Annotated in this window: 21 protein-coding genes; 12 read left to right on the top strand and 9 right to left on the bottom strand. The window is 66.4% G+C overall.

Features of this window, described 5'->3' with window-relative positions:
- Positions 1–68 precede the first annotated feature (68 nt).
- Both EXZ48_RS11690 and EXZ48_RS11685 read left to right on the top strand, forming a co-directional pair.
- Positions 69–653: a nitroreductase gene (locus tag EXZ48_RS11690; RefSeq protein ID WP_130516051.1), complete on the top strand. Its 585-nt coding sequence runs from the start codon at positions 69–71 to the stop codon at positions 651–653.
- A gap of 4 nt (positions 654–657) precedes the next feature.
- Entirely contained in the window at positions 658–1266 is a 609-nt protein-coding gene (locus EXZ48_RS11685) for a flavin reductase family protein (RefSeq protein WP_130516223.1), read from the top strand.
- A gap of 10 nt (positions 1267–1276) precedes the next feature.
- Here the strand turns inward: EXZ48_RS11685 and EXZ48_RS11680 are convergent, their stop codons facing one another.
- Positions 1277–1915 (bottom strand): hypothetical protein, encoded by a 639-nt coding sequence (locus EXZ48_RS11680; RefSeq protein ID WP_130516049.1) that lies wholly within the window; start codon positions 1913–1915, stop codon positions 1277–1279.
- A gap of 128 nt (positions 1916–2043) precedes the next feature.
- On the opposite strand from EXZ48_RS11680, the gene EXZ48_RS11675 reads away from it, so the two are divergent.
- Positions 2044–3171, top strand: coding sequence for a DUF2336 domain-containing protein (locus EXZ48_RS11675; RefSeq protein ID WP_130516047.1), 1128 nt, complete (start codon positions 2044–2046; stop codon positions 3169–3171).
- A gap of 125 nt (positions 3172–3296) precedes the next feature.
- Here EXZ48_RS11675 and EXZ48_RS11670 read toward each other — a convergent pair whose 3' ends face one another.
- Both EXZ48_RS11670 and parE read right to left on the bottom strand, forming a co-directional pair.
- Positions 3297–3722, bottom strand: a complete 426-nt coding sequence (locus EXZ48_RS11670; RefSeq protein WP_050743900.1) for a hypothetical protein — start codon at positions 3720–3722, stop codon at positions 3297–3299.
- A 70-nt stretch (positions 3723–3792) separates the two neighbouring features.
- Complete coding sequence (gene parE, locus EXZ48_RS11665; protein ID WP_130516045.1) at positions 3793–5850, bottom strand: DNA topoisomerase IV subunit B; 2058 nt, start codon at positions 5848–5850, stop codon at positions 3793–3795.
- Between the two features lie 288 nt (positions 5851–6138).
- On the opposite strand from parE, the gene EXZ48_RS11660 reads away from it, so the two are divergent.
- From EXZ48_RS11660 to EXZ48_RS11645, 4 genes are all read left to right on the top strand, one after another.
- Positions 6139–7023, top strand: coding sequence for an alpha/beta hydrolase (locus EXZ48_RS11660; RefSeq protein WP_130516043.1), 885 nt, complete (start codon positions 6139–6141; stop codon positions 7021–7023).
- A gap of 53 nt (positions 7024–7076) precedes the next feature.
- On the top strand, positions 7077–7847 hold the full coding sequence (gene tpiA, locus EXZ48_RS11655) for a triose-phosphate isomerase (protein ID WP_023514370.1): 771 nt from the start codon (positions 7077–7079) through the stop codon (positions 7845–7847).
- Positions 7848–7967: 120 nt separating this feature from the next.
- Positions 7968–8447, top strand: coding sequence for a preprotein translocase subunit SecG (gene secG, locus EXZ48_RS11650; RefSeq protein WP_023514369.1), 480 nt, complete (start codon positions 7968–7970; stop codon positions 8445–8447).
- Positions 8448–8594: 147 nt separating this feature from the next.
- Complete coding sequence (locus tag EXZ48_RS11645; RefSeq protein WP_037407662.1) at positions 8595–10223, top strand: CTP synthase; 1629 nt, start codon at positions 8595–8597, stop codon at positions 10221–10223.
- Between the two features lie 109 nt (positions 10224–10332).
- Here the strand turns inward: EXZ48_RS11645 and EXZ48_RS11640 are convergent, their stop codons facing one another.
- Complete coding sequence (locus EXZ48_RS11640) at positions 10333–11556, bottom strand: MFS transporter (RefSeq protein WP_130516041.1); 1224 nt, start codon at positions 11554–11556, stop codon at positions 10333–10335.
- Between the two features lie 119 nt (positions 11557–11675).
- Between EXZ48_RS11640 and EXZ48_RS11635 the strand changes: the two genes are divergently transcribed.
- Positions 11676–12266, top strand: coding sequence for a TetR/AcrR family transcriptional regulator (locus tag EXZ48_RS11635; protein WP_130516039.1), 591 nt, complete (start codon positions 11676–11678; stop codon positions 12264–12266).
- A 7-nt stretch (positions 12267–12273) separates the two neighbouring features.
- Here the strand turns inward: EXZ48_RS11635 and EXZ48_RS11630 are convergent, their stop codons facing one another.
- Both EXZ48_RS11630 and EXZ48_RS11625 read right to left on the bottom strand, forming a co-directional pair.
- Complete coding sequence (locus tag EXZ48_RS11630; protein WP_130516037.1) at positions 12274–13425, bottom strand: ceramide glucosyltransferase; 1152 nt, start codon at positions 13423–13425, stop codon at positions 12274–12276.
- A gap of 279 nt (positions 13426–13704) precedes the next feature.
- Complete coding sequence (locus tag EXZ48_RS11625; protein ID WP_050743904.1) at positions 13705–14250, bottom strand: cysteine hydrolase family protein; 546 nt, start codon at positions 14248–14250, stop codon at positions 13705–13707.
- A gap of 101 nt (positions 14251–14351) precedes the next feature.
- Here EXZ48_RS11625 and EXZ48_RS11620 point away from each other — a divergent pair, with 101 nt between their 5' ends.
- Positions 14352–15311, top strand: coding sequence for a GlxA family transcriptional regulator (locus tag EXZ48_RS11620; protein WP_130516035.1), 960 nt, complete (start codon positions 14352–14354; stop codon positions 15309–15311).
- Position 15312: 1 nt separating this feature from the next.
- Here the strand turns inward: EXZ48_RS11620 and EXZ48_RS11615 are convergent, their stop codons facing one another.
- The 3 genes from EXZ48_RS11615 to EXZ48_RS11605 form a co-directional block, all read right to left on the bottom strand.
- Complete coding sequence (locus tag EXZ48_RS11615; protein ID WP_130516033.1) at positions 15313–16716, bottom strand: bifunctional serine/threonine-protein kinase/universal stress protein; 1404 nt, start codon at positions 16714–16716, stop codon at positions 15313–15315.
- Positions 16716–17456 carry a metallophosphoesterase gene (locus EXZ48_RS11610; RefSeq protein ID WP_130516031.1) on the bottom strand — a complete coding sequence of 247 codons (741 nt, stop codon included), beginning with the start codon at positions 17454–17456 and terminating at the stop codon, positions 16716–16718. The genes EXZ48_RS11615 and EXZ48_RS11610 overlap by 1 nt, the downstream gene beginning before the upstream one ends.
- Before the next feature lie 99 nt (positions 17457–17555).
- Entirely contained in the window at positions 17556–18797 is a 1242-nt protein-coding gene (locus EXZ48_RS11605) for an FAD-binding oxidoreductase (protein WP_130516221.1), read from the bottom strand.
- 147 nt (positions 18798–18944) lie between these two features.
- Here EXZ48_RS11605 and EXZ48_RS11600 point away from each other — a divergent pair, with 147 nt between their 5' ends.
- The 3 genes from EXZ48_RS11600 to eno all read left to right on the top strand — a co-directional run bounded on the left by EXZ48_RS11600 (position 18945) and on the right by eno (position 22084).
- Positions 18945–19838, top strand: a complete 894-nt coding sequence (locus EXZ48_RS11600) for a VOC family protein (protein WP_130516029.1) — start codon at positions 18945–18947, stop codon at positions 19836–19838.
- Position 19839: 1 nt separating this feature from the next.
- On the top strand, positions 19840–20679 hold the full coding sequence (gene kdsA / locus EXZ48_RS11595; RefSeq protein WP_130516027.1) for a 3-deoxy-8-phosphooctulonate synthase: 840 nt from the start codon (positions 19840–19842) through the stop codon (positions 20677–20679).
- 130 nt (positions 20680–20809) lie between these two features.
- Complete coding sequence (gene eno / locus EXZ48_RS11590) at positions 20810–22084, top strand: phosphopyruvate hydratase (RefSeq protein ID WP_023517438.1); 1275 nt, start codon at positions 20810–20812, stop codon at positions 22082–22084.
- Positions 22085–22299: the final 215 nt, after the last annotated feature.

Genomic DNA, 22299 nt, shown 5'->3' with positions numbered 1-22299 from the left:
ACTTGGAGACCCGGCTAATGGCATTTTCAAGGCCGCGTCGCGCGCCAAGGTATTGGAACTCCCTCCCGATGAAAACCGAAATCAAGCTGATCGATTATCTTTCGACCCGCCGGTCTATCCCCGCCTTCCAGATGAGCGAGCCGGGCCCCTCGAAGGGGGAGCTGGAGGCGATGCTGACGCTCGCCTCGCGCGTGCCGGATCACGGAAAGCTCGCCCCCTGGCGCTTCATCGTCTATCGCGGCGCGGAGCGCTGGCGCATAAGCGAGGCGCTTGCCAGGATCGCGATGGAGGACAAGCCGGACCTTTCCGAGGAGATGGTCAAGGTGGAGAACACACGGCTCAGCCGCGCGCCGGTGGTGGTCGCCGTCGTCAGCCGCGCCGCGCCGCATTTCAAGATCCCGGAATGGGAGCAGGTGATGTCGGCCGGCGCCGTCTGCCTCAACCTCGTCATGGCGGCGAATGCCTACGGCTTTGCCTCCAACTGGCTGACCGAGTGGTACGCCTTCGACGAACGCGCCTATCCGATCCTCGGCCTCGGCGAGGGCGAGAAGGTCGCCGGCTTCATCCATATCGGCACGCCCACCGTGCCGCCGACCGAGCGGCCGCGGCCGGAGCTCGACGAGATCGTCACATGGGTCGGCGATGACGCCTGACGCGCTGTTCTACGAGACGGCGGAAAACGCCCACGGCCTGAAGCACGATCCGTTCAAGGCGATCGTCGCGCCGCGCCCGATCGGCTGGATCGGCACCAAGGCGGCGGACGGGCGGCGCAACCTGGCGCCCTATTCGTTCTTCAACGCGGTGAGCGACAGGCCGAAGCTGCTGATGTTCTCCTCGAGCGGCCACAAGGACAGCGTGCGCAACATCGAGGAAACCGGCGTCTTCACCTGCTCGCTGGCCGGCCGGCATCTCGCCGAAGCGATGAATGCCAGCTCTGCGGCCGTGCCGCGAGGCGTCGACGAATTCGCGCTCGCCGGCCTTACGCCCGTCACCGGCCGCCTTGTCGATGCGCCCTATGTCGGCGAGGCCCATGCAGCGCTGGAATGCCGGATGACGCAGTCCTTCCGCCCTGTCGATACCGATGGGCGGGAGACGGACAACTGGGTGGTGTTCGGCCAAGTGGTCGGCATCCATATCAGCCCGGAAATCCTGCGCGACGGCATGATCGACATGGCCGCCGCGCGCCCGCTCGCCCGCATGGGCTATATGGATTATAGCGACGGCGGAGCGGATGTCTTTGCCATGATGCGGCCCAAGGTGGGGTGAGGCCTGAGCCTCAGCGGTTGCGGCCGTAAATCGTCCCGATCGGCGCAACTTGCGCCGTATCGACCGCGAAACCACCGAAGAAGCCCTCGTCTCGTGAGTGTTCGCAGGCCCGTTCCAGTGCTGCTCCCGTCAGATCCGGAAACGAATCAAAGGCAGGAACGCCGGCGACAGCGGCGGTGAGGAGGGTTGCGGCGCGGGCTGCGGCGAAGGGGGCGATCCATTCGTCTGATGCGGTGAAGGCGCGGGCTGCGCCGAGGGTGCGCTTCAGCGCGCGCTGGTCCCAAACCAGGGCGGCAAGCCGTATGGTTTTGCCCGCAACGCCCTCGCACGAGACGGGGGCGGGCAGAATGCCGTCGGTGATCGCCAGGACGGGGGTGGTGCCGTCCCCCCGGCCTTCCTCGGCTTCTGCGACGGACAGGAGGGCGGCGAGGCGCTGGAGGTCGGCGCCGGTTCGCCAGCCGGCGAGGGCGATGGCGGCAGCGCCGCTACCGATGATGTAGCGGAGGGTTGCGAGATCGATCGTCGTATCGACGATGACGATGTTGCCTTTTGTCTGTGAGTCGCCGGCGCGCACCAGTACGCCGCACCCTTTGGGAGGGGGGAAGGGCGTTTCGGTCGCTTCGAAAAGAGCATGGGGCAGCGGTACCATGTCTTTTCATAGGGCTTTGCGCCTGGGAATGGCAATGACGAACCGGTTAACGGGTATGGTGAACCAATCTTAAACACTTTGGCGCTAGCGTGCTTCCAGTAGCGTTTTGCAGGCGTTTGGGGCGTCCATTGATCGTTCATGCTTTTCTCCGTTGGGTCGAGACCGCACGGGCAGCCGACCGGGCCAAGGCGGCCAGCGTGTTGGCGCGGGCTTACGCACGGGCGCGCATTTCGGCGGATGACCGCCACGGCGCGGAGATGGCGATGATCTTCCTGCTTGACGATCCAGCGCCGAAGGTACGGCTGGCCCTCGCGGAAGCGCTTGCCGACTGCGAGGAGGCGCCGCGCGCCGTCATCCTGCCGCTGGCGGAAGACCAGCCGGAAATCGCCGCCCATATCATCCTGCGTTCGTCGGTTCTGACGGATGGCGACCTTGTCGATCTCGCTGCCAAGGGCAGCGCGACGACGCGTATGCTGATCGCCCATCGCGCTTTCGTCTCGCGCGCCGTTTCGGCGGCGCTGGCGGAAATCGGCGATGGGGCCGACGTGCTGGCGCTGCTGGAGAACGAGGGCGCCGTGCTCTCCCGGCGCAGCCTGACGCGCATCGTGGACCGCCTCGGCGACGATGCGGAAATCCGTGCCTTGCTGCTCGACCGCGACGACCTGCCGAGCGATGCGCGCCATGCGCTGGTGGAGAAGATCGGCACGGCGCTGGCCGGTTTCGGGCTCATCCAGGCGGCGGTCGGCACGAGCCGTGTCGAGCGCATCACGCGCGAGGCCTGCGATGTCGCGACGATCGGCATGGCCGGCGAGGTCCCGGCTGCCGAGATGCCAGCACTTGTCGAGCACCTGCGCCTGACCGGCCGGCTGACGCCGGTCTTCCTGATGCACGCGCTCTGCACGGGGCGAGTCGAGTTCTTTGCTGCCGCCATCACCGATCTCTCCGGCCAGGCGGAGCGGCGCGTCCGCTCCATCCTTTCCGACGGCCGCGAGGCGGCAGTGCGTGCCCTCTACGAGACCGCCGGCCTCGGCCGGGACGTCAGCGCACTCTTTGCAGAGGCGACGATGCTCTGGCGGCGCGAGGCGAAGGGCGAGGACGACGGGCCGTCGGTTTCCGAACGCCTGCTCTCCCGAGCCCGCGCGGCGGACGATGCCGCCTGCCAGTCCATGCTGGAACTCGTCGAGCGGCTGGCCATCGCCGAGCAGCGCCAGACGGCGCGCAGCTACGCCCTCATCGCCGCACGCGAAGCGGCTTAGGCCAGGGCGGTATTCGAAAAATCCCCGGCGTATTTCCGCAGTTCCCTGAACTGGGAAGTGTTGTAACTGATTGTTTTTACACAGTTAAAGACGAAAATTTTCCTGACATTTTTGCTGGAATCGCTCTAATCGGCGAAGCGCTTGACCACCCAGGAGTAACCATCCTCGGCATAACGCACCGGGGTGGTGACGGCGGTCTTCAGGGCGGCCTTGTCGGGAATGGCCTGCTTCACGAAGTTCAGGGCGCGGGTGGCAAGGCCCTGCTTGGCCTCGGCGGTCTGGGCGGGCAAGGGAACCTCGGCCGTGGTCGCGGCCGGCATCTCGTCGGGGGACGGTTCGGCGGCATCGGCGGTGATCCGGTCGCCGGAACTTTCGCAAACCGCCACGATGACCGGATAGTTCTTGTCCTGGTGGCGGTTGATAAAGGTTTCGGCCTGCGCATCGCACAGCGCCACGGTCTGCCAGCTCTTGCCGACCGTGTCGATATAGTGGCACTGGGTCGCGCTGTCGTCGCAGCCCATGATCGTCATGACGATGAGCGCAGCTTTCATGGCCGTCCTTTCCGGGTTTGTTCCTGACGGTTAGAGGAACGCATTGCCGCGAAAATATGGCGCCGCAACCTCAGATGTCGAGATTGTCGGCGAAGACGGCCCGTTCCTGGATGAAGCGGAAGCGGGCTTCCGGCTTGGTGCCCATCAGGTCGTCCACGGCGGTGCGGGTGCCCTCGAAATCGACGTCGTCGATCGCCACTTTCAAAAGCGTGCGCTTCGACGGATCCATCGTGGTTTCCTTGAGCTGCGCCGGCAGCATCTCGCCGAGGCCCTTGAAGCGGCCGATCTCCACCTTGCCGCGGCCGTTGAACACGGTGCGCATCAGTTCCTCGCGATGCGGGTCGTCACGGGCATAGAGCGTCTTGCCGCCTTGGCTGAGGCGGTAAAGCGGCGGCACGGCGAGATAGAGATGGCCGCCACGGATGAGGTCGGGCATTTCCTGATAGAAGAAGGTGATGAGCAGCGAGGCGATGTGCGCACCGTCGACGTCGGCGTCGGTCATCACGATGACGCGCTCATAGCGCAGGTCGTCCTCGCGGTATTTCGAACGCGTGCCGCAGCCGAGCGCCTGCACCAGGTCGGAGATCTGCTGGTTGGCGCCGAGTTTTTCACGGCCGGCGCTGGCGACGTTGAGGATCTTGCCGCGGAGCGGGAGGATCGCCTGGTTGGCACGGTTGCGCGCCTGCTTGGCCGAGCCGCCGGCCGAATCGCCTTCGACGATGAAGAGTTCGGCGCCTTCGGCGGAATTCTGCGAGCAGTCGGCCAGCTTTCCCGGCAGGCGCAGCTTGCGCACGGCGGTCTTGCGGCTGACTTCCTTTTCCTTGCGGCGGCGCAGGCGCTCTTCGGCACGCTCGATCACCCAGTCGAGCAGCTTTGCGGCTTCGCCCGGATTGTCGGCGAGATAGTGGTCGAAGGGGTCGCGCAGCGCGTTCTCTACGATGCGCTGGGCTTCAACGCTGGCAAGCTTGTCCTTCGTCTGGCCGACGAATTCCGGCTCGCGGATGAAGACGGAGAGCATGCCGACGGCCGAGATCATCACGTCGTCGGTGGTGATGGCGGCGGCACGCTTGTTCTGCGTCAGCTCGGCATAATTCTTCAGGCCCTTGGTGAGCGCGATGCGCAGGCCCGCCTCGTGCGTGCCGCCGTCGGCCGTCGGAATCGTGTTGCAGTAGGAGTGGATCAGCGAATCGCCGCCGTACCAGGTGACGGCCCATTCCAGCGAGCCGTGGCCGCCCGATTTCTCGCTCTTGCCCGCAAAGATCTCGCGGGTGACGGTGTAGTCCTTGCCGAGCGTCGCCTGGAGATAGTCCTTGAGGCCTCCGGGGAAGTGGAAGACCGCCTTTTCCGGGGTTTCCGAACCCTCGGGCAGCAGCGACGGGTCGCAGCTCCAGCGGATCTCGACGCCGCCGAAGAGATAGGCCTTGGACCGGGCCATGCGGAAGACGCGGGCCGGATCGAAATGGGCGTGCGCGCCAAAAATTTCCGGGTCCGGATGGAAGCGCACCTTGGTGCCGCGGCGGTTGTGCACGTCGCCGAGCTCCTCCAGGCCGCCGACCGGCTTGCCGCGCGAAAAGCGCTGGCGGTAGAGCTTCTTGTTGCGGGCGACCTCGACCTCGAGATGGTCGGAGAGGGCGTTGACGACCGAGACGCCGACGCCGTGCAGGCCACCCGAGGTCTCGTAGGCCTTGCCGTCGAACTTGCCGCCGGCATGCAGGACCGTGAGGATGACCTCCAGCGTCGACTTGCCCGGCATCTGGGGATGGTTCTCGACCGGGATGCCGCGGCCGTTGTCGGTGACGGACAGGTAGCCTTCGGCATCGAGATTGACCTCGATGAAATTGGCGTGGCCGGCGACGGCCTCGTCCATCGAGTTGTCGATGACTTCGGCGAAGAGGTGGTGCAGCGCCTTCTCGTCCGTGCCGCCGATATACATGCCGGGGCGCATGCGGACCGGTTCGAGACCTTCCAGCACGCGGATCGCCGAGGCGTCGTAGCCGCCGGTGCCTTCGCTCGGCGGGGCAGGGCGCGCCTCGCGGGCAGGGGCGGCCGCCACAGCGGGCTTTTCGACCGGCGGCGTGGCGGGCTGGGAGGGCATGTTGGCGAAGAGGTCGTTGCTGTCGTCTTGCATGGGCCGTTCAGATTTTGTTCCGTTTGCCAGTTTCCCCGCCGGTCCGTGACGGACCGGGGTCTGGCGCAAAAAATGTCGTTTAGCGAATCACTTGCGACTCTGCCAGATTCCGTGGGCTTTCGCGATGCCGGGACGGCGTGCCGCCCCGTCCGCCTTCGGCCGCATTCGTGCGATGCCGGATGGTCTGACCGGCCTCAAGGATGCGCCAAGCCGCGCCAACCGCTGGCGGAGGATTGCGTTGCGGGCGGGCGGATGGCAAGTATCGCAGCCTCCAGGGAGCCACAGTTCATGCGTCAGTCCACAGTTCATTGCCTTTCCCGGCTGTTTTGGGCCGCGGCCCTTGCCTGCTCGATGGCCGGCGAGGCGGCGGCGCTGAGCCTGAAGCCCTGGAAAGACGACCTGTTCGGCTACGGCACCGTTGTGGAGACGAGCGACGACGGGGCGCTCACGGTCGTCGACTACCAGGAACTGCGCGACATCAACGGTCGTGACCAGGTGCCGGAGCGCCGGGTGAAGGCGGCCTATGTCTCGACCGCGGTGAAGAAGGGGCAGAAGAATGTGACGATCGACACGCCGGCCGGGCCGATCGACGTCGCGATGACCGGCAAGGGGGAGGGCGCGGCCTTCACGGTCATCTTCATCCACGGCCGCGGCGGCGACCGGCGGCTCGGCAACAACGACTGGAATTTCGGCGGCAATTTCAACCGGCTGAAGAACCTCGCCCTGCAGAATGGCGGGGTCTATTACGCCCCGAGCGTTCCCTCCTTCGACGACAAGGGCGCCGCGCGCATCTCCGGCCTCATCCTGACGGCCAAGGCGCTTTCGCCGGATGCCCCGGTCATCCTCGCCTGCGCCTCGATGGGCAGCTTCATCTGCGCCCGCGTGGCGCGCGATCCGGCGGCGGTGAAAAGCCTTGCCGGCATGGTGCTGATGGGCGGGGCGGCGGACGGCGACTACGGCAAGACGCCGGCCTTCAAGGCGAAGCTGCCGGTGTTCTTCACCCATGGCGACAGCGACAGCGTCTATGCCGCAAACGACCAGATCGCGGTGTTCCGCCGGCTGCGCAAGGCCGGTGTGCCGGCGCGCTTCGTGCTGTTCCAGACCGGTGGCCACGGCACGCCCGTGCGCATGACCGACTGGCGCGAGACGCTCAACTGGTTGTTTGCGCAATAGGCGCCGATTTGCTACGCCGCAAACCACACGAATTTCAAGGACAGGGAGGTCTCATGACACCGGATGTAACCCCGCTCGTTGCCGGGAACTGGAAGATGAACGGCACGCGCGCATCGCTCGACCAGATCAAGGCGATGGCCGAAGGCGTGAAGGGGCCGCTTTCCGACAAGGTCGAGACGCTGATCTGCCCGCCGGCGACGCTGCTCTATGTCGCGACGGCGCTCTGCGACGACAGTCCGCTGATGATCGGCGCGCAGGACTGCCACGAAAAGGCCTCCGGCGCCCATACCGGCGACGTCTCGGCGGAAATGATCGCCGACTGCTTCGGCACCCATGTCATCGTCGGCCATTCCGAGCGCCGCACCGACCACAAGGAAAGCGACGCTTTGGTGCGTGCCAAGGCGGAGATCGCCTATGCGAACGACCTCGTCGCGATCATCTGCATCGGCGAGACCGGCGACGAGCGCAAGGCGGGCAAGACACTCGACGTGCTGAAGACGCAGCTTGCAGCCTCCGTGCCGGATGGCGCAACGGCAGAAAACACCGTGATCGCCTATGAGCCCGTCTGGGCGATCGGCACCGGCCTGACGCCGACGGCCGGTGACGTCGAGGAAGCGCACGCCTTCATGCGCGCGGAGCTGGCCGGCCGTTTTGCCGGCGAGGGCACCAAGATGCGCATCCTCTATGGCGGCTCGGTGAAGCCGGGCAATGCACAGGAACTGATGGGCGTCGCCAATGTCGACGGCGCGCTGATCGGCGGGGCGAGCTTGAAATCCGACGATTTCCTCGCCATCTACCGCGCATATGAAGCGCTGACCGCCTGATCCCTTCCGTCGGCCCGAAAAGGGCAGACGGATCGACACCTAGGGCTTGGAATGGTGCGCGGCTTGGTATATTGAGCCGCAAACCTGACATTTGGGCCATCTGGCCGGGATACCGAAAACATGCAGACCATCTTGCTCGTCATCTATCTCATGGTCGTCGTCGCGCTGATCGGCGTCGTGCTGATTCAGCGGTCTGAAGGCGGCGGCCTCGGCATCGGTGGCGGCTCCGGCTTCATGTCGGCGCGCGGCACGGCCAATGCCCTGACGCGCACCACGGCGATCCTTGCCACGCTGTTCTTCGTCCTGGCGCTCGGCATGGGCATCCTCGCCCGCTACGAGACGCAGCCGACGGACATTCTCGACCGTATCCCCGGCACCACGGGCACGGGCGGCGTTCTCGACGCGCTCGGCGGCGCATCGCAGGGCGAGGGCACCCAGAACAACAACACGACCAACCAGACGCCCGCGACGACCGGCACCGATGCCGTTCCGACCGAAGGCGGCGCAGCAACCGGCACCGGCAACACGTCCACGACGGGCACCGGCACGGGCGCTGCAACGGGCACGGAGCAGAACTCCGGCGTCCCGAGCGGCCAGTAAGCCGCAAGGACTGAAAACAAACCGGCCGGTTGGCGAAATCCAACCGGCCTTCTTCTTGTGTAAAACGCCGATTGCGCCTTCCGAAATCACGCCCAAGGTGATTTTTCGGTGGCGGAATCGATTTTGAAAAGGTATCCGGTGACTCCCATGGCGCGATATGTATTCATCACAGGCGGCGTGGTTTCCTCCCTCGGAAAAGGCATTGCCGCCGCTGCACTCGGAGCTCTCCTGCAGGCCCGCGGTTACCGCGTTCGCCTGCGCAAGCTCGACCCCTATCTCAACGTTGACCCGGGCACGATGAGCCCGACCCAGCACGGCGAGGTGTTCGTCACCGACGACGGCGCGGAAACCGACCTCGACCTCGGCCACTACGAGCGCTTTACCGGTCGCTCGGCCACCAAGACCGACAACATCACCACCGGTCGCATCTACAAGAACATCATCGACAAGGAACGCCGCGGCGATTATCTCGGCGCGACCGTGCAGGTCATTCCGCACGTGACCAACGAGATCAAGAATTTCGTTACCGAAGGCAATGACGACTACGACTTCGTGATCTGCGAGATCGGCGGCACGGTGGGCGACATCGAGGCCATGCCTTTCATGGAGGCGATCCGCCAGCTCGGCAACGACCTGCCGCGCGGCACGGCCGTCTATGTCCACCTGACGCTGATGCCCTATATTCCGGCAGCCGGCGAGCTCAAGACCAAGCCGACGCAGCACTCCGTCAAGGAATTGCAGGCGATGGGCATCCATCCGGATATCCTTCTGGTGCGCGCCGACCGCGAAATTCCGGAAGCCGAGCGCAAGAAGCTCTCGCTGTTCTGCAACGTTCGTGCGACTGCCGTCATCCAGGCGCTCGACGTCGCGTCGATTTACGACGTGCCGCTTGCCTACCACAAGGAAGGCCTGGACGACGAAGTGCTTGCCGCCTTCGGCATCGAGCCGGCGCCCAAGCCGCGGCTCGAAGCCTGGCAGAACGTCTCCGATCGCATCAAGACGCCCGAGGGCGAGGTGACGATCGCCATCGTCGGCAAGTATACCGGCCTCAAGGACGCCTACAAGTCGCTGATCGAGGCGCTGTATCACGGCGGCATCGCCAACCACGTCAAGGTGAAGCTCGAATGGATCGAGTCGGAGGTCTTCGAGAAGGAGGATCCGGCGCCGTATCTCGAGAAGGTGCACGGCATCCTCGTTCCCGGCGGTTTCGGCGAGCGCGGATCGGAAGGCAAGATCAATGCGGCGCGTTTTGCCCGCGAGCGCAAGGTGCCCTATTTCGGCATCTGCTTCGGCATGCAGATGGCGGTCGTGGAAGCGGCACGCAATCTCGCCGGTCTCGAAAAGGCCTCGTCCACGGAATTCGGCAAGACGGCTGAACCCGTCGTCGGCCTGATGACGGAATGGGTGAAGGGCAACGAGCTGGAGAAGCGGTCGGCTTCCGGCGATCTCGGCGGCACGATGCGCCTCGGCGCCTATCGCGCGGCGCTGAAGGGCGGCACGAAGATCGCCGATATCTACGGTTCGACGGAGATTTCCGAGCGCCACCGCCACCGCTACGAGGTGAATGTCGACTACAAGGACCGGCTCGAAGGCTGCGGCCTTGTCTTCTCCGGCATGTCGCCGGATGGCGTGCTGCCGGAGACGGTGGAGTATCCGGACCATCCGTGGTTCATCGGTGTGCAGTACCATCCGGAGCTGAAGAGCCGGCCGCTCGATCCGCACCCGCTCTTCGCGAGCTTCGTGGAGGCGGCCTTGGAGCAGAGCCGCCTCGTCTAGGCAGCATGCAAGCCTCTCCTTCCCGGTCCGCTCAAGTCCGAGGGTGACGACGGGAGAGGCAGGCTTCCAACACTATGAAAAAAGCCCGGCATTTCTGCCGGGCTTTTTGTCATTCGGCCGCCTGGACGAGGGCGTCGATCCCGTCGTCGGGATCCTCGCCGGCGAGGATCCGCTGGCCGATCCCGACGGTGATTGCCGCACTGATGCTGGCGGCGACGGAGACCCAGAAGCCGTTCTGGGCACCGAAATTGTCCACCGCCCAGCCGGCGACGAACGCGCCCAGCGCCATGCCGATGCCGATGCCGGTCGTGACCCAGGTGATGCCCTCCGTCAGCATGGCGGCCGGCACGCGACGCTCGATGAGGCCGAAGGCGGTGATGAAGGTGGGCGAGATGGCGACACCGCTGACGAAGACAGCCAAGGCGAGCAGCGGCACCGTATCGGCGAAGGGCAGCGGCAAGGCTGTGAGCGCCAGCACGGCGACGGCGATCATCAGCTGCTTCTGCAGCGCCATCTTCGGGTTCAGGGCACCGAGCACGAGGCCGACGACGAAGGAGCCGATGGCATAGACGCCGATGACAAGGCTGGCGGCATTCGGCTGGCCGAGTTCCTTGGTGATGGCGACGGCGCTGACCTCGGCGGTCGCGAAGGTCGAGCCGACGAAGACGAGGGCGAGCGTGATGACCTGGACGGCGCGCAGGCGGATCGCCGATTTTTGCGGGGGGCTGCCGGCGACATGGCGTATGGCGGGCTCGGTGGCGCGCTGCAGGACGAAGGCGAGCGTGCCGACGGCGAGAAAGGCGGTGCTGATCAGCATGCCGGCCTCGGGGAAGAGGGCGACGGCAAGGCCGACGGAGAGCGACGCGCCGGCGATGTAGACCAGCTCGTCGGCCGCCGATTCGAAGGCGAAGGCGGTGTTGAGCTCGGGCCTGTCGCGAAAGATCTCGGTCCAGCGGGCGCGCAGCATGGCCGGCATGCTGGGCATGGTGGCGGCCAGGAAGGCGGAGGCAAAGAGCGTCCAGACCGGCCAGCCCTGGTGCGTGGCGGCTATCAGCACGAGAAAGGCGAGGACGGAGACGATGGTCGCGGGCGTCAGCACCGCGGCCTGGCCGAAGCGGTCGACGAGGCGGGAGACCTGCGGCGCGATGAGCGCGTTGGTGAGCGCGAAGGTGGCGGAGACGGCGCCGGCAAGCCAGTATTCGCCATGGGTCTGCGAGAGCATGGCGACGATGCCGATCGGCGCCATGGCGATGGGAAGGCGGGCGAGGAAGCCGGCGGCGGAGAACGTCTTGGTTCCCGGCACGCTGAAAATTTCTTTGTAGGGGTTGGACATGGCCTGCTCCTGGGAATGGGCGGTTCCGATATTTACATACGCGGCGTATGTTGAAGAGATAGTTGCATACGACGCGTATGTCAAATAAAATACGCGGCGTATGTGAATGAGGAGACGCCATGCGCAAGCCGCGTGAGGAAATGATCGCCGAAACAAGGGCAAAGCTGATCGCCGCCGGCCGCCAGGCGTTCGGCACGGTGGGCTACGCCGCTGCGTCGATGGACGACTTCACCGCGGGGGCGGGTCTGACACGCGGCGCACTCTACCACCATTTCGGTGACAAGAAGGGACTTCTGCAGGCGGTGGTCCAGCAGGTCGATGCGGAAATGTCGGTCCGGCTCAACCGGATCTCGGCCGAGGCGCCGAACCGCTGGCAGGGCTTCGTCGAGGAATGCGTCGCCTATATCGAGATGGCGCTGGAGCCGGAAATCCAGCGCATCATGTTCCGCGACGGACCGGCGGTGCTCGGCGACATCTCGCAATGGCCGACCAACAACGGCTGCATCGCCGCCCTCAGCCGCAGCATCGAGCGACTGAAGGCCGACGGGGTGATGGCGGACATAGACACGGAGGCCGCCGCCCGGCTGATCAACGGGGCGAGCAGCCATGCCGCGCTGTGGATCGCCAAGTCGGACGATCCGGAAGAAACCTCGAAGCGTGCGGTCAAGGGGTTCCGGACGCTGCTCGAGGGGCTGCGGATCAAGGGCTGAGGGTCGCTCACGGCCCCGCTGGCGCTTCCTTCAGCTCGCAGGCCGTCGTGCCGATTGTCATCGTGTTGCCGCGCCAGTCGATGGCGCCGCTGATCCAGGCGCGCACCCAGATGGCCGGCATCATGACGTCGCGCACCATCATCGCCGGCACGGACCAGCGCGACAGCCGCCAGCCCTTGGAAAGCGCAAGGGCAGCCTCCGGCAAATAGAGACCGACGAGCACGAGCGACATGGCGGGCAGCAGCGGCGCGCCGCCGACGAGCACCGCGGCAAGCGCGAGAAGCAGCGGCGGGACGGCGCCGAGCAGGATTTCCGGGCTGAAGAAGGCGGGGAAGGTGACCCGGCGCAGGCGCGACCAGCGGCACTGGCGCGACCAGACCTCGTGTCCGCTGCGCCGCCCCAGCGGCTGCTCGAAGGGCGAGGAGACGAGGTGCACCTTGAGGCCAAGCCGGCTGACGAGCTTGGTCGAGGCGGCGTCCTCGGCGATCTCGGCGTTCAGCGCCTGGATGCCGCCATTGGCATCGAGCATCGGCTTGTACCACAGCATGCTCTTGCCCTGCGCAAAGCCGAGGCCGAGCGCCTCGCCGGCATATTGCCAGCGCGCCTGCTGGGTGTTGAGGAACATGCATTCCACCTCGGCCCAGAACCCTTCCGGCCGCGAGCCGAGCGGCGTCGAGCAGACGAGGCCCGAATCGCTGCGCCAGCCGCCCATCAGGTGCTGGATGTAGTCGGGCGGCATCAGGACGTTCGAATCGGCGAGCACCACCCAGTCGTGCCGCGCCGCCTGCCAGCCCTTGACGCAGTTGTTGAGTTTTGGATTGGCGCTGACGCGATCGTCGCCGACGAGGACGCGCGCGGCGACATGCGGATGGGCCGCGGCGGCGGCCTCTATCAGCGGCACGACGGGATCGCTGCCATGGGCGACGCAGAACAGCAGCTCGTAGTCCGGCCAGGTGAGGCGGAAGGCGCGGTCCAGCGTCTCCGTGGAGAAGTTCTCGATCCCACGCACGGGAACGACGATGGAGACGGGCGGTTTTTCGTCGATCCCGGGCGGCAGTGCGCCTGTCGGTTTCAGCCGTTTGCCGGCGATGAGGATGCTGAAGAGGTTGGTGGCGACGAGGGCGCCCGAGGCAAGGGCCAGGGCCTGAGCCGTATCCATTCACGCGTACTCCGCTGGGCGCCGGATCAGGATGCGGCCGCCGGGGTGCATTCACGCGCGAAGAGACACCATCGTCACATGACAGGGGAATGACGGGCGGTGCGATGGCTCCAGCGGCGCCGTGCCCGCCGCTCCACAGACCGCCCCGGCCTGGGCCGGACCGTATGCGGCATTGTCATTCTTCCCTTCTCCCCCGTGGGGAGAAGGGAGATGTGGCAACGGCTTCCTTCCCTGTGCGATAACCTTCTTGCCCGGGACGAGGACGGCGGTTGCCGGGGGTTACGACAGGAAATCGGCGGTCGTGGTGACCTTGCCGTAGCCGAACTCCAGCGCCGACATGATGGTGGCATGCACCTGGGGAGCCGGGACGACCGAATCACCGAAGGCCTTGTCGCGCGTGGCGCAGGCGTCGTGCACGACGGTGAGGTTGTAGCCGAGATCGGCGGCGGCGCGCGCCGTCGCGTCGATGCAGACGTCGCTCATCGCGCCGACGACCACCACATCCTCGATGCCGCCGTCCCGCAGGGTCTGGTGCAGCGCCGTCTCCCGGAAGGAGTTCGGATAGTTCTTGACGATGACCGTGTCGTCCTGCCGCGGCGCGACGGCCGGGATCGGCTGGATGCCGTCCGTGCCCGGGGCGAAGAGCGGCGAGGCGGCGTCCTTCGCGATGTGGTGGACATGGATGATCCGGTCACCCTTGCCGCGCCCCGCCTCGACGACGCGCGCGGCATTGGCGGCGGCGGCATCGATGCCCGTCAGCGCGAAGCTGCCGGAGGAAAGATAGTCCTTCTGGAGGTCGACGATGATGATGGCGCGTTTGCTCATGGCGGTTCCTTTTTGCAGGCGATGGATGAGGTGGACATTCTGCCCCCGGCCTGCCATCTCTCGCCATTGGCGGGACCGACATAATCCGGGGTGAAAGTGACATGGTGCGTGACGCCGAGATCGGACTGGTTCTCTATCCCGGCGTGCAGATGGCCGCCGTGCTCGGCATGACCGACCTCTTCCAGTCGGCGATGGAGCTCGGCCGCAAGAAGGGGCGGGCAGGGCCTGTGCTCACCGTCAGCCATTGGCGGCTGGAAGACGGCAAACCGGTGCGGGTGGACGCGCAGGCAGGGAGCGGCGACGGGTCGCGCCCCTGTGTCCTCGTGCTTCCCCCGGCGCTCGGCGATCCGATCCGGCGCGAGGAGGCGGCGCCCTTTGCCGCCTGGCTGCGCGAATGCCATGCGGGCGGCATCCAGCTCGCCTCGATCTGCGCGGGCGCCTTCCTTCTGGGCGAGACGGGGCTTCTCGCCGGCCGGACGATCACCACCAACTGGGTGATCGCCGAGACGTTCGAACGGCGGTTTCCCGACGTCACCGTCGATACCGACCGGCTGCTTGCCGACGACGGCGACATCGTCACGGCCGGCGGCGTGATGGCCTGGGTCGATCTCGGGCTGAAACTCATCGACCGGTTCCTCGGGCCGACGGTCATGCTCGAGATCGCCCGGCAGTTCGTCATCGATCCGCCGGGCCGCGAGCAGCGCTACTACAGCACCTTCTCGCCGCGCCTGCTGCATGGTGATGCGGCGATCCTGAAGGTGCAGCATTTCCTGCAGGCAAGCGAGGCGCGCGAGATCGGTCTCGACCTGCTCGCCGCGCAGGCCGGGCTGGAGGAGCGCACCTTCCTGCGGCGCTTCCGAAGAGCGACAGGGCTGACGACGACGGACTATTGCCAGCGCCTGAGAGTGGCGAAGGCGCAGGAGCACCTGCAATTCACCACGCGCTCCGTCGACCGCGTGGCGCTCGACGTCGGCTACAACGATCCCGGCGCCTTCCGGAAAGTCTTCGCCCGCATCGTCGGGCTGACGCCGGGCGAGTACCGCAAGCGGTTCCGCTCCTGACCTATCGGGGACGGGCACGGTTGCGCACGACGGTGACGGTGCAGGGGGCGTGGGCGGCGACTTCGCCGGAGACGCTGCCGAGCATGGAGCGCATGGCCGATTCGGCGCGCGCGCCCATCACGATGTGATCGACGTGGTTTTCGCGGGCATAATCGAGGATGGCGTCGGCCGGCGAGACGGCCTCCAGCACGTGGAAGGTGATGCCGCCGCCGGGGACGGCAAGGCCCGTCGACCAGGTGCGCAATGCGACGAGACGCATCACATGCTTGTTGCGGCCCTCCTCGTCGAGGGACGTGTCGATGGCGATTCGGTTGATCTTCAGGACGTTGATGCAGGCGATGCGGGCGTCCGGCGTGTTTTCGATGATGCGCGCGACGGTCCTGTGCATGGCGTCGGCAAGATCAGGCGTGCCGGTGGCAAGGTCGATCGCCACCGCGACGATCGGCGCATTGGCGAGCTGCGCCTCGGCGGTCTGTGGCCTGACGGTCTCTATGGGCACCGGATTGAAGCGGCGGCGCAACACCATCCCGAACGGGTCGCGCGTCATCTTTTCCGCCCGGGCCGTCAGCTTGACGGCGGACAGGTCCTGCAGGTCGAGCGCGAGCTGGGCGGCGCTCGGATAGCGCCAGGCGGGGTTGACCTCCAGGCAACGCAGGATGACCTCCTGCAAGGCCGGCGGGATGGCGGCATTGCGGGCGCGCGGCGGCAGCGGGTCGCGCCAGAGGCGGCGCTTCAGGCCTTTCAGGCGCTGCGGATCGCCGAAGGGACGCTCGCCGGTCGCAAAGAAGTAGAGAAGGACGCCGAGCGCGAAGAGGTCGCTGCGAAAATCGCTGCGTGTGCCGAGTACCTGTTCGGGCGCCATATAGGGCGCGGTGCCGTAGGGCAGGCGGAACTGCTCGTCCATCAGGTCGGGCAGGTGGATGTGGCGGGCAAGGCCGTAGTCGATCAGCACGGCCTCGCCGGTTTCGCGGAACATGACGTTGGAAGGTTTCAGGTCGAGATGCACGACGTGCTGGCGGTGCAGCGAATCGAGTGCGACGGCGATCTTCGCGCCAAGCGCGGCAACCTCCTCCGGCGGCAGCGGCAGGCGCTCCAGCAGCGGATAGAGCGAGGCGCCGGGCAGGCGCTCCATGACGATGTAGGGCAGTGTCGAAAAATCGCCATTGGCGACGAAGCGTGGCACATGCGGGCCGGAGAGGCGCGGCAGGATCATCTGCTCCATCTCGAAGCCGACAATGGCCGCCGGGTCGTCGCCTTCGCCGATGACCGGCACCTTCATGAGGATCGGGAAGTCGATATCGGGCCGCGACACCTGCCAGATGCGCGCCATGCCGCCATTGTGCGCGATGTCCTCGATCAGGAAACCGTCGATGACATCGCCGGGTTTCAGCCGCGCCTTGACCATCAGCGCCCCCGCAAGAGCCGGTCGGCGAGCGAGGCCGGCAACCCGGCCGCCCGGATCTTCTCCGCCGCCCGTTCCACGTCATAGGCGGCGCGCTGGAAGCGAATCTCGGCGCTTTGCGTGTCGTAGAGCGCGTAGGCGGCCGCGGCATCGCCGTCGCGCGGCTGGCCGACGGAACCCATCACCGCGAGCCAGCGGCGTTGCATCAGCAACGGCACGGGCGTGGCGGCGACGGGGCGAAAATGCGTGACCTTGCCACCCGGCGCCGTGGAATAGAGCGCCGGCTTGTGCACATGGCCGCAGAAGCTGACACGCGCGGCACAGGCGGAAAGGTGCTGGCCGGCATCGCTGGCGTCGAGCACATAGTTCCAGTCGGACGGCGCGCTGGCATCGGCATGTACGAAGAGACAGTCGCCCTCGCGCGCCTCGAAGGGCAGGGCGGCGAGGAAGGCGCGGGTCTCGCTACCGAGCTGGCGGCGCGTCCATTCGAGGGCGAGGGTGGCGGTCGGATTCATCGAGACGGCGGGATTGCCGACGGCCTCGTCATGGTTGCCGCGCAGCACGATGGCGCCGCTTGCGGCAAGCATCATCGCCTGTTCCGCGCACCATTCCGGATCCGCGCCGTAGCCGACGATATCGCCGAGCAGCACGAGCCGGTCGGCCCCCGCGCCCTCGACGGCGGCGAGCACGGCTTCGAAGGCTTCGCGGTTGGCGTGGATATCGGAGAGGATGGCAAGCAGCATGGCAGTCCGGTTTCATCGATGTCCGGCGAGCATAACCCGCCTTTCCGTCTCCAGCCATTCAACGGAAGGGGAATATCGGCCGGCCGGACTGGCGCTTCGTCAAGTCCGGCGGCCTGGGAAGGCGAAGAGGTCGGCATCCGCATCGGCATGGCCGGCGATCGCGGACGAGACGATCTCGGCGGCGATCTGGCTGAACGTGATGCCATTGCCGCCAAAGCCCATGACGGCGAAGACATTTTTCAAGCCCGGCACGCGGCCGATCAGCGGCAGGCCGGTGCGGGTGGTGCCAAAGGGGGCCGCCCAGACGTGGTCGGGCTCCGGCAGGGCGAGGCCGAGCAGGCTTTCCGCCTTGCGGTGGATGGTTTTTGCCTTCCGTCGGAGCTTCTTTGTTGAAGCATAGGCCTCGGCGCTGCCCTCGTCCTCGCCGCCGACGATCAGCCGTCCGTCGCGCGTGCGGCGGAGGTAGAGATAGGGATTGGCGCCCTCCCAGACGATGCAGGTCTTCAGCCAGTCCGGCAGTGTGGTGCCCGGCGGCGTGGCGAGCGCCCAGGTGGAGACGATGGCGTGGTTCTCGTCGGCGACGGCCTTCAGAAATTCGTAGCCGGAGCAGAAGACGGCATGGCGGGCAGAGACGATCCACCCCTCGGCCGTCGCCAGAAAGGCTGCGTCCGCCGTGCTGCGCAGATCGGTGATTTCGAGCGGGCTGACGAGTTCGACGCCGCGCGTCATCGCTGCACGCAGGATGCCGGCGGCCAGCTGCGCCGGGTTCGCCGCAGCGGAGACGTTGCTGAGGATGGCGCCGGTGCGCGCAATCGAAAAGCGTTCGGCAAGGGTGGCGGCGTCGAGATAGTCGGCCGCAATGCCGGCGGCGCGGCGCGCCTCGGCCTCCTCCTGCAGGGCCCGGCGGCCATAAGCCTTGCCGGCGAGGAACAGGGTCTGCTTGCGCGCGAAGCCGCAGGAGAGGCCGAGATCGGCGACGATTTCAGACAGGCTTTCGACAGAACGGGCGGAGCGCTGCCAGGCGCGCCGGGCCTTCGGTGCGCCGATCATGTCCGAGAGCCTGGAGAGCGGGAGGTCGATCTCGTGCTGGATCATCGCGGTGCTGGCGAGCGTGCTGCCCTGCACGGGGGGACGCCGGTCGACGACGAGGATGGCGCGCCGGCCATCCGCCAGTGCATAGGCCATCAGCGCCCCGGAAATCCCGGCGCCGACGATGACGACGTCGTAGTTGGCGCGTGACGGCCTTTGCCGCGTGCGCAGCGCAAGGCGCGGCGAACCGGCCCAGAGAGGGCGGGCTTCATGCAGGTCGCGCTGGCGGGTGATGTCGCGGGATCTCGGAATGGGCGGGCTCCTGTGCCGAGGGGCGCATCCGCAATGGCCGGACGGCGGAAAAGTTCCCGCAAGGCGCGGCGGGCCGTGCTGGCGCTTGCATTGCGCGCCGAAAGCGGGCAAAGCACGGGGCGCCTGAAACACGCCGGATTTTTCGCCATGACCGTGAGTTCGAGAACGCCCCGCCCGATCGACCATCTGGTGCTGCCGGTGTCCGACCTCGGGGTGGCCCGCGAGCGCCTGACCGCGCTCGGCTTCACCGTCGCCAGGGACGCCCGCCACCCTTTCGGCACGGAAAACTGTTGCGTCTTCCTTGCCGACGGCGCCTATCTGGAGCCGCTCGGCATCGCTAACCGCGAGGAATGCGAGGAAGCGGCGCGTGGTGGCAACGTCTTCGTCGCGCGCGACCAGGCCTTCCGCTTCCGCCGCGGCCTTGAGGGCTTTTCCGGCATTGCCATGGCGAGCGGCGATGCCTGGGAGGACGACCAGCGCTACACCCAGGCCGGCCTTTCCGGCGGCGAGGTGCTGGAATTTTCCCGCGACATGCTGCTGCCCGACGGGACCAGCACCACCGGCAGCTTCCGCCTTGCCTTCGCCGCCGACCTGCGCAGCCCCGATTTCTTCTTCTTCGCCTCGCAGCGCATCCTGCCGCTGCCGGCCGACCGCAAGGCGCTGGAGGCCCACGAGAACGGCGTCACCGCCCTGTCCGAGGTCGTCCTGTCGGAGCAGAATCCGACGGATTTTCAGTATCTGGTGCAGGAGGCGGCCGACGAGCGCGAGGTCGAGGCCCTGTCGTTCGGCATGTCCGTCGATACGCCGCGCGGGCGCATCACCGTGCTCAACGATGCCGGCCTTGCGGGATTTTACGGGATCGCGCCGGTTGCCGGCACGGATCGCGGCCTGAAAGGGCGCGCGGTCGTCTTCAAGGTTGAAAATACAGCGGAATGCGAGCGTCTCCTGACGGAGCGCGGCATCGCCTTCCAGAAACGGGACAACCGTCTCCTCGTGCCGCCGGCACCGGGGCAGGGCGTCCTCTTTGTCTTCGGAGAATGAGATGAACACCAATTCCACCGTCGTCGTCGGCGAAGGCGCCAAGAAGGTCACCTTCGCCCAGGACAAGCGCTTCTCGCTGATCGCCGGCCCCTGCCAGATGGAGAGCCGCGACCACGCCTACATGATGGCCGAGGCGCTGGTAAAGATGACCGACAAGCTCGGCATCGGCCTCGTCTACAAGTCCTCCTTCGACAAGGCGAACCGCACCTCGCTCTCCGGCAAGCGCGGCATCGGCCTTGAAAAGGCGCTGGAAATCTTCGCCGACCTCAAGAAGGATTTCGGCTTCCCGGTCGTCACCGACATCCACACGGAAGAGCAGTGCGCCATCGTTGCCGAAACGGTCGATATCCTGCAGATCCCGGCCTTCCTGTCGCGCCAGACGGACCTGCTCGTCGCCGCCGCCAAGACCGGCCGTACGATCAACGTCAAGAAGGGCCAGTTCCTGGCGCCCTGGGACATGAAGAACGTGCTGGCGAAGTTCACCGAGAGCGGCAACCCCAACGTCATGCTGTGCGAGCGCGGCGCCTCCTTCGGCTACAACACGCTCGTCTCCGACATGCGCTCGCTGCCGATCATGGCCTCGCTCGGCGCGCCGGTCGTCTTCGACGCCACGCACTCGGTGCAGCAGCCGGGCGGGCAGGGCGGCTCGACGGGCGGCGATCGCCGGTTCGTCGAGACCCTGGCGCGCGCGGCCATCGCCGTCGGTATTGCCGGCCTCTTCGTCGAGACCCATGAGGACCCGGACAACGCCCCCTCCGACGGCCCGAACATGGTGCATCTGAAGGACATGCCGCGCCTTCTGGAAAAGCTCGTCGCCTTCGACGACATCGCCAAGGCCTAACGTTTCAAACGGATGACATGGAGACATGGCATCCGTTTTCCCGACGGCGCCCGACACCATTGTAATTTCTGCATCGTCGATTAAAAGTGGATTTTAATCGATTTATAAACCCCGGAACAGGACGATATCCATGACTGCAATCATCGACATCATCGGCCGCGAGATTCTCGACAGCCGCGGCAATCCCACCGTTGAAGTGGACGTGCATCTCGAAGATGGCAGCTTCGGCCGTGCGGCCGTTCCGTCGGGCGCCTCCACGGGCGCGCATGAAGCCGTCGAGCTGCGCGACGGTGGCAAGCGTTACCTCGGCAAGGGCGTCGAAAACGCCGTCGCCGCCGTCAACGGCGAGATTTTCGAAGCGATCGGCGGCCTCGATGCCGAAGACCAGATCGAGATCGACCAGACGATGATCGAACTGGACGGCACGCCGAACAAGGCGCGCCTCGGCGCCAACGCCATCCTCGGCGTCTCGCTCGCCGTCGCCAAGGCCGCCGCGGAAGCCGCCAACCTGCCGCTCTACCGCTATGTCGGCGGCCCGAACGCTCGCATCCTGCCGGTGCCGATGATGAACATCATCAACGGCGGCGCCCATGCCGACAACCCGATCGACTTCCAGGAATTCATGATCGTTCCGGTCGGTGCCGACAACATCCGCGACGCCGTGCGCATGGGCTCGGAAGTGTTCCACACGCTGAAGAAGCAGCTTGCCGCCGACGGCCACAACACCAATGTCGGTGACGAAGGCGGCTTCGCGCCGGGCCTCGCCTCCGCCCCCGCCGCCCTCGACTTCATCATGAAGTCGATCGAGAAGGCTGGCTACCGCCCGGGCGAGGACATGTTCATCGCGCTCGACTGCGCCTCGACGGAGTTCTTCAAGGACGGCAAGTACGTGCTGGAAGGCGAAGGCCGCACGCTGGAGCCGGGCGCCATGGCCGACTACCTCGCCGAGCTTGCCGGCAAATACCCGATCTTCTCGATCGAGGACGGCATGGCGGAAGACGACTGGGACGGCTGGAAGGCGCTGACCGACAAGATCGGCAAAAAGGTGCAGCTCGTCGGCGACGACCTGTTCGTGACCAACTCGGCGCGCCTTCGCGACGGCATCAAGATGGGCGTCGGCAACTCGATCCTCGTCAAGGTCAACCAGATCGGCTCGCTCTCCGAAACGCTCGACGCCGTCGAGACCGCGCACAAGGCAAGCTACACCGCCGTCATGTCGCACCGCTCGGGCGAGACCGAGGATTCGACGATCGCCGACCTCGCCGTCGCGACCAACTGCGGCCAGATCAAGACCGGCTCGCTTGCCCGCTCCGACCGCACCGCCAAGTACAACCAGCTGATCCGCATCGAGGAGCAGCTCGGCGCCCAGGCGAAATACGCCGGCCGCGGCATCCTGCGGGGCTGATCAGCCACGACGCATCTTTCGGCGGCAGTGCGAGAAGACGCGCTGCCGCCGTTTTCGTTTCTATGAGGGGCGGGGCTGCCCGCCCCTCTCCGACGGCAAGCAATCGCATCTGGAATTCGACATTGCCGCATGCCCTTTTCCATGAGGGAAGAAGGAGAATGCGGCGCCGGTTTCATTCCAGACGCGGGGGCCTTGTCGTTGGGGGAGGTGTCCGG

This window comes from Shinella sp. JR1-6 (genome assembly GCF_004284735.1).
Taxonomy (GTDB): domain Bacteria; phylum Pseudomonadota; class Alphaproteobacteria; order Rhizobiales; family Rhizobiaceae; genus Shinella.
This window is presented reverse-complemented; position numbering and strand designations above follow the sequence as displayed.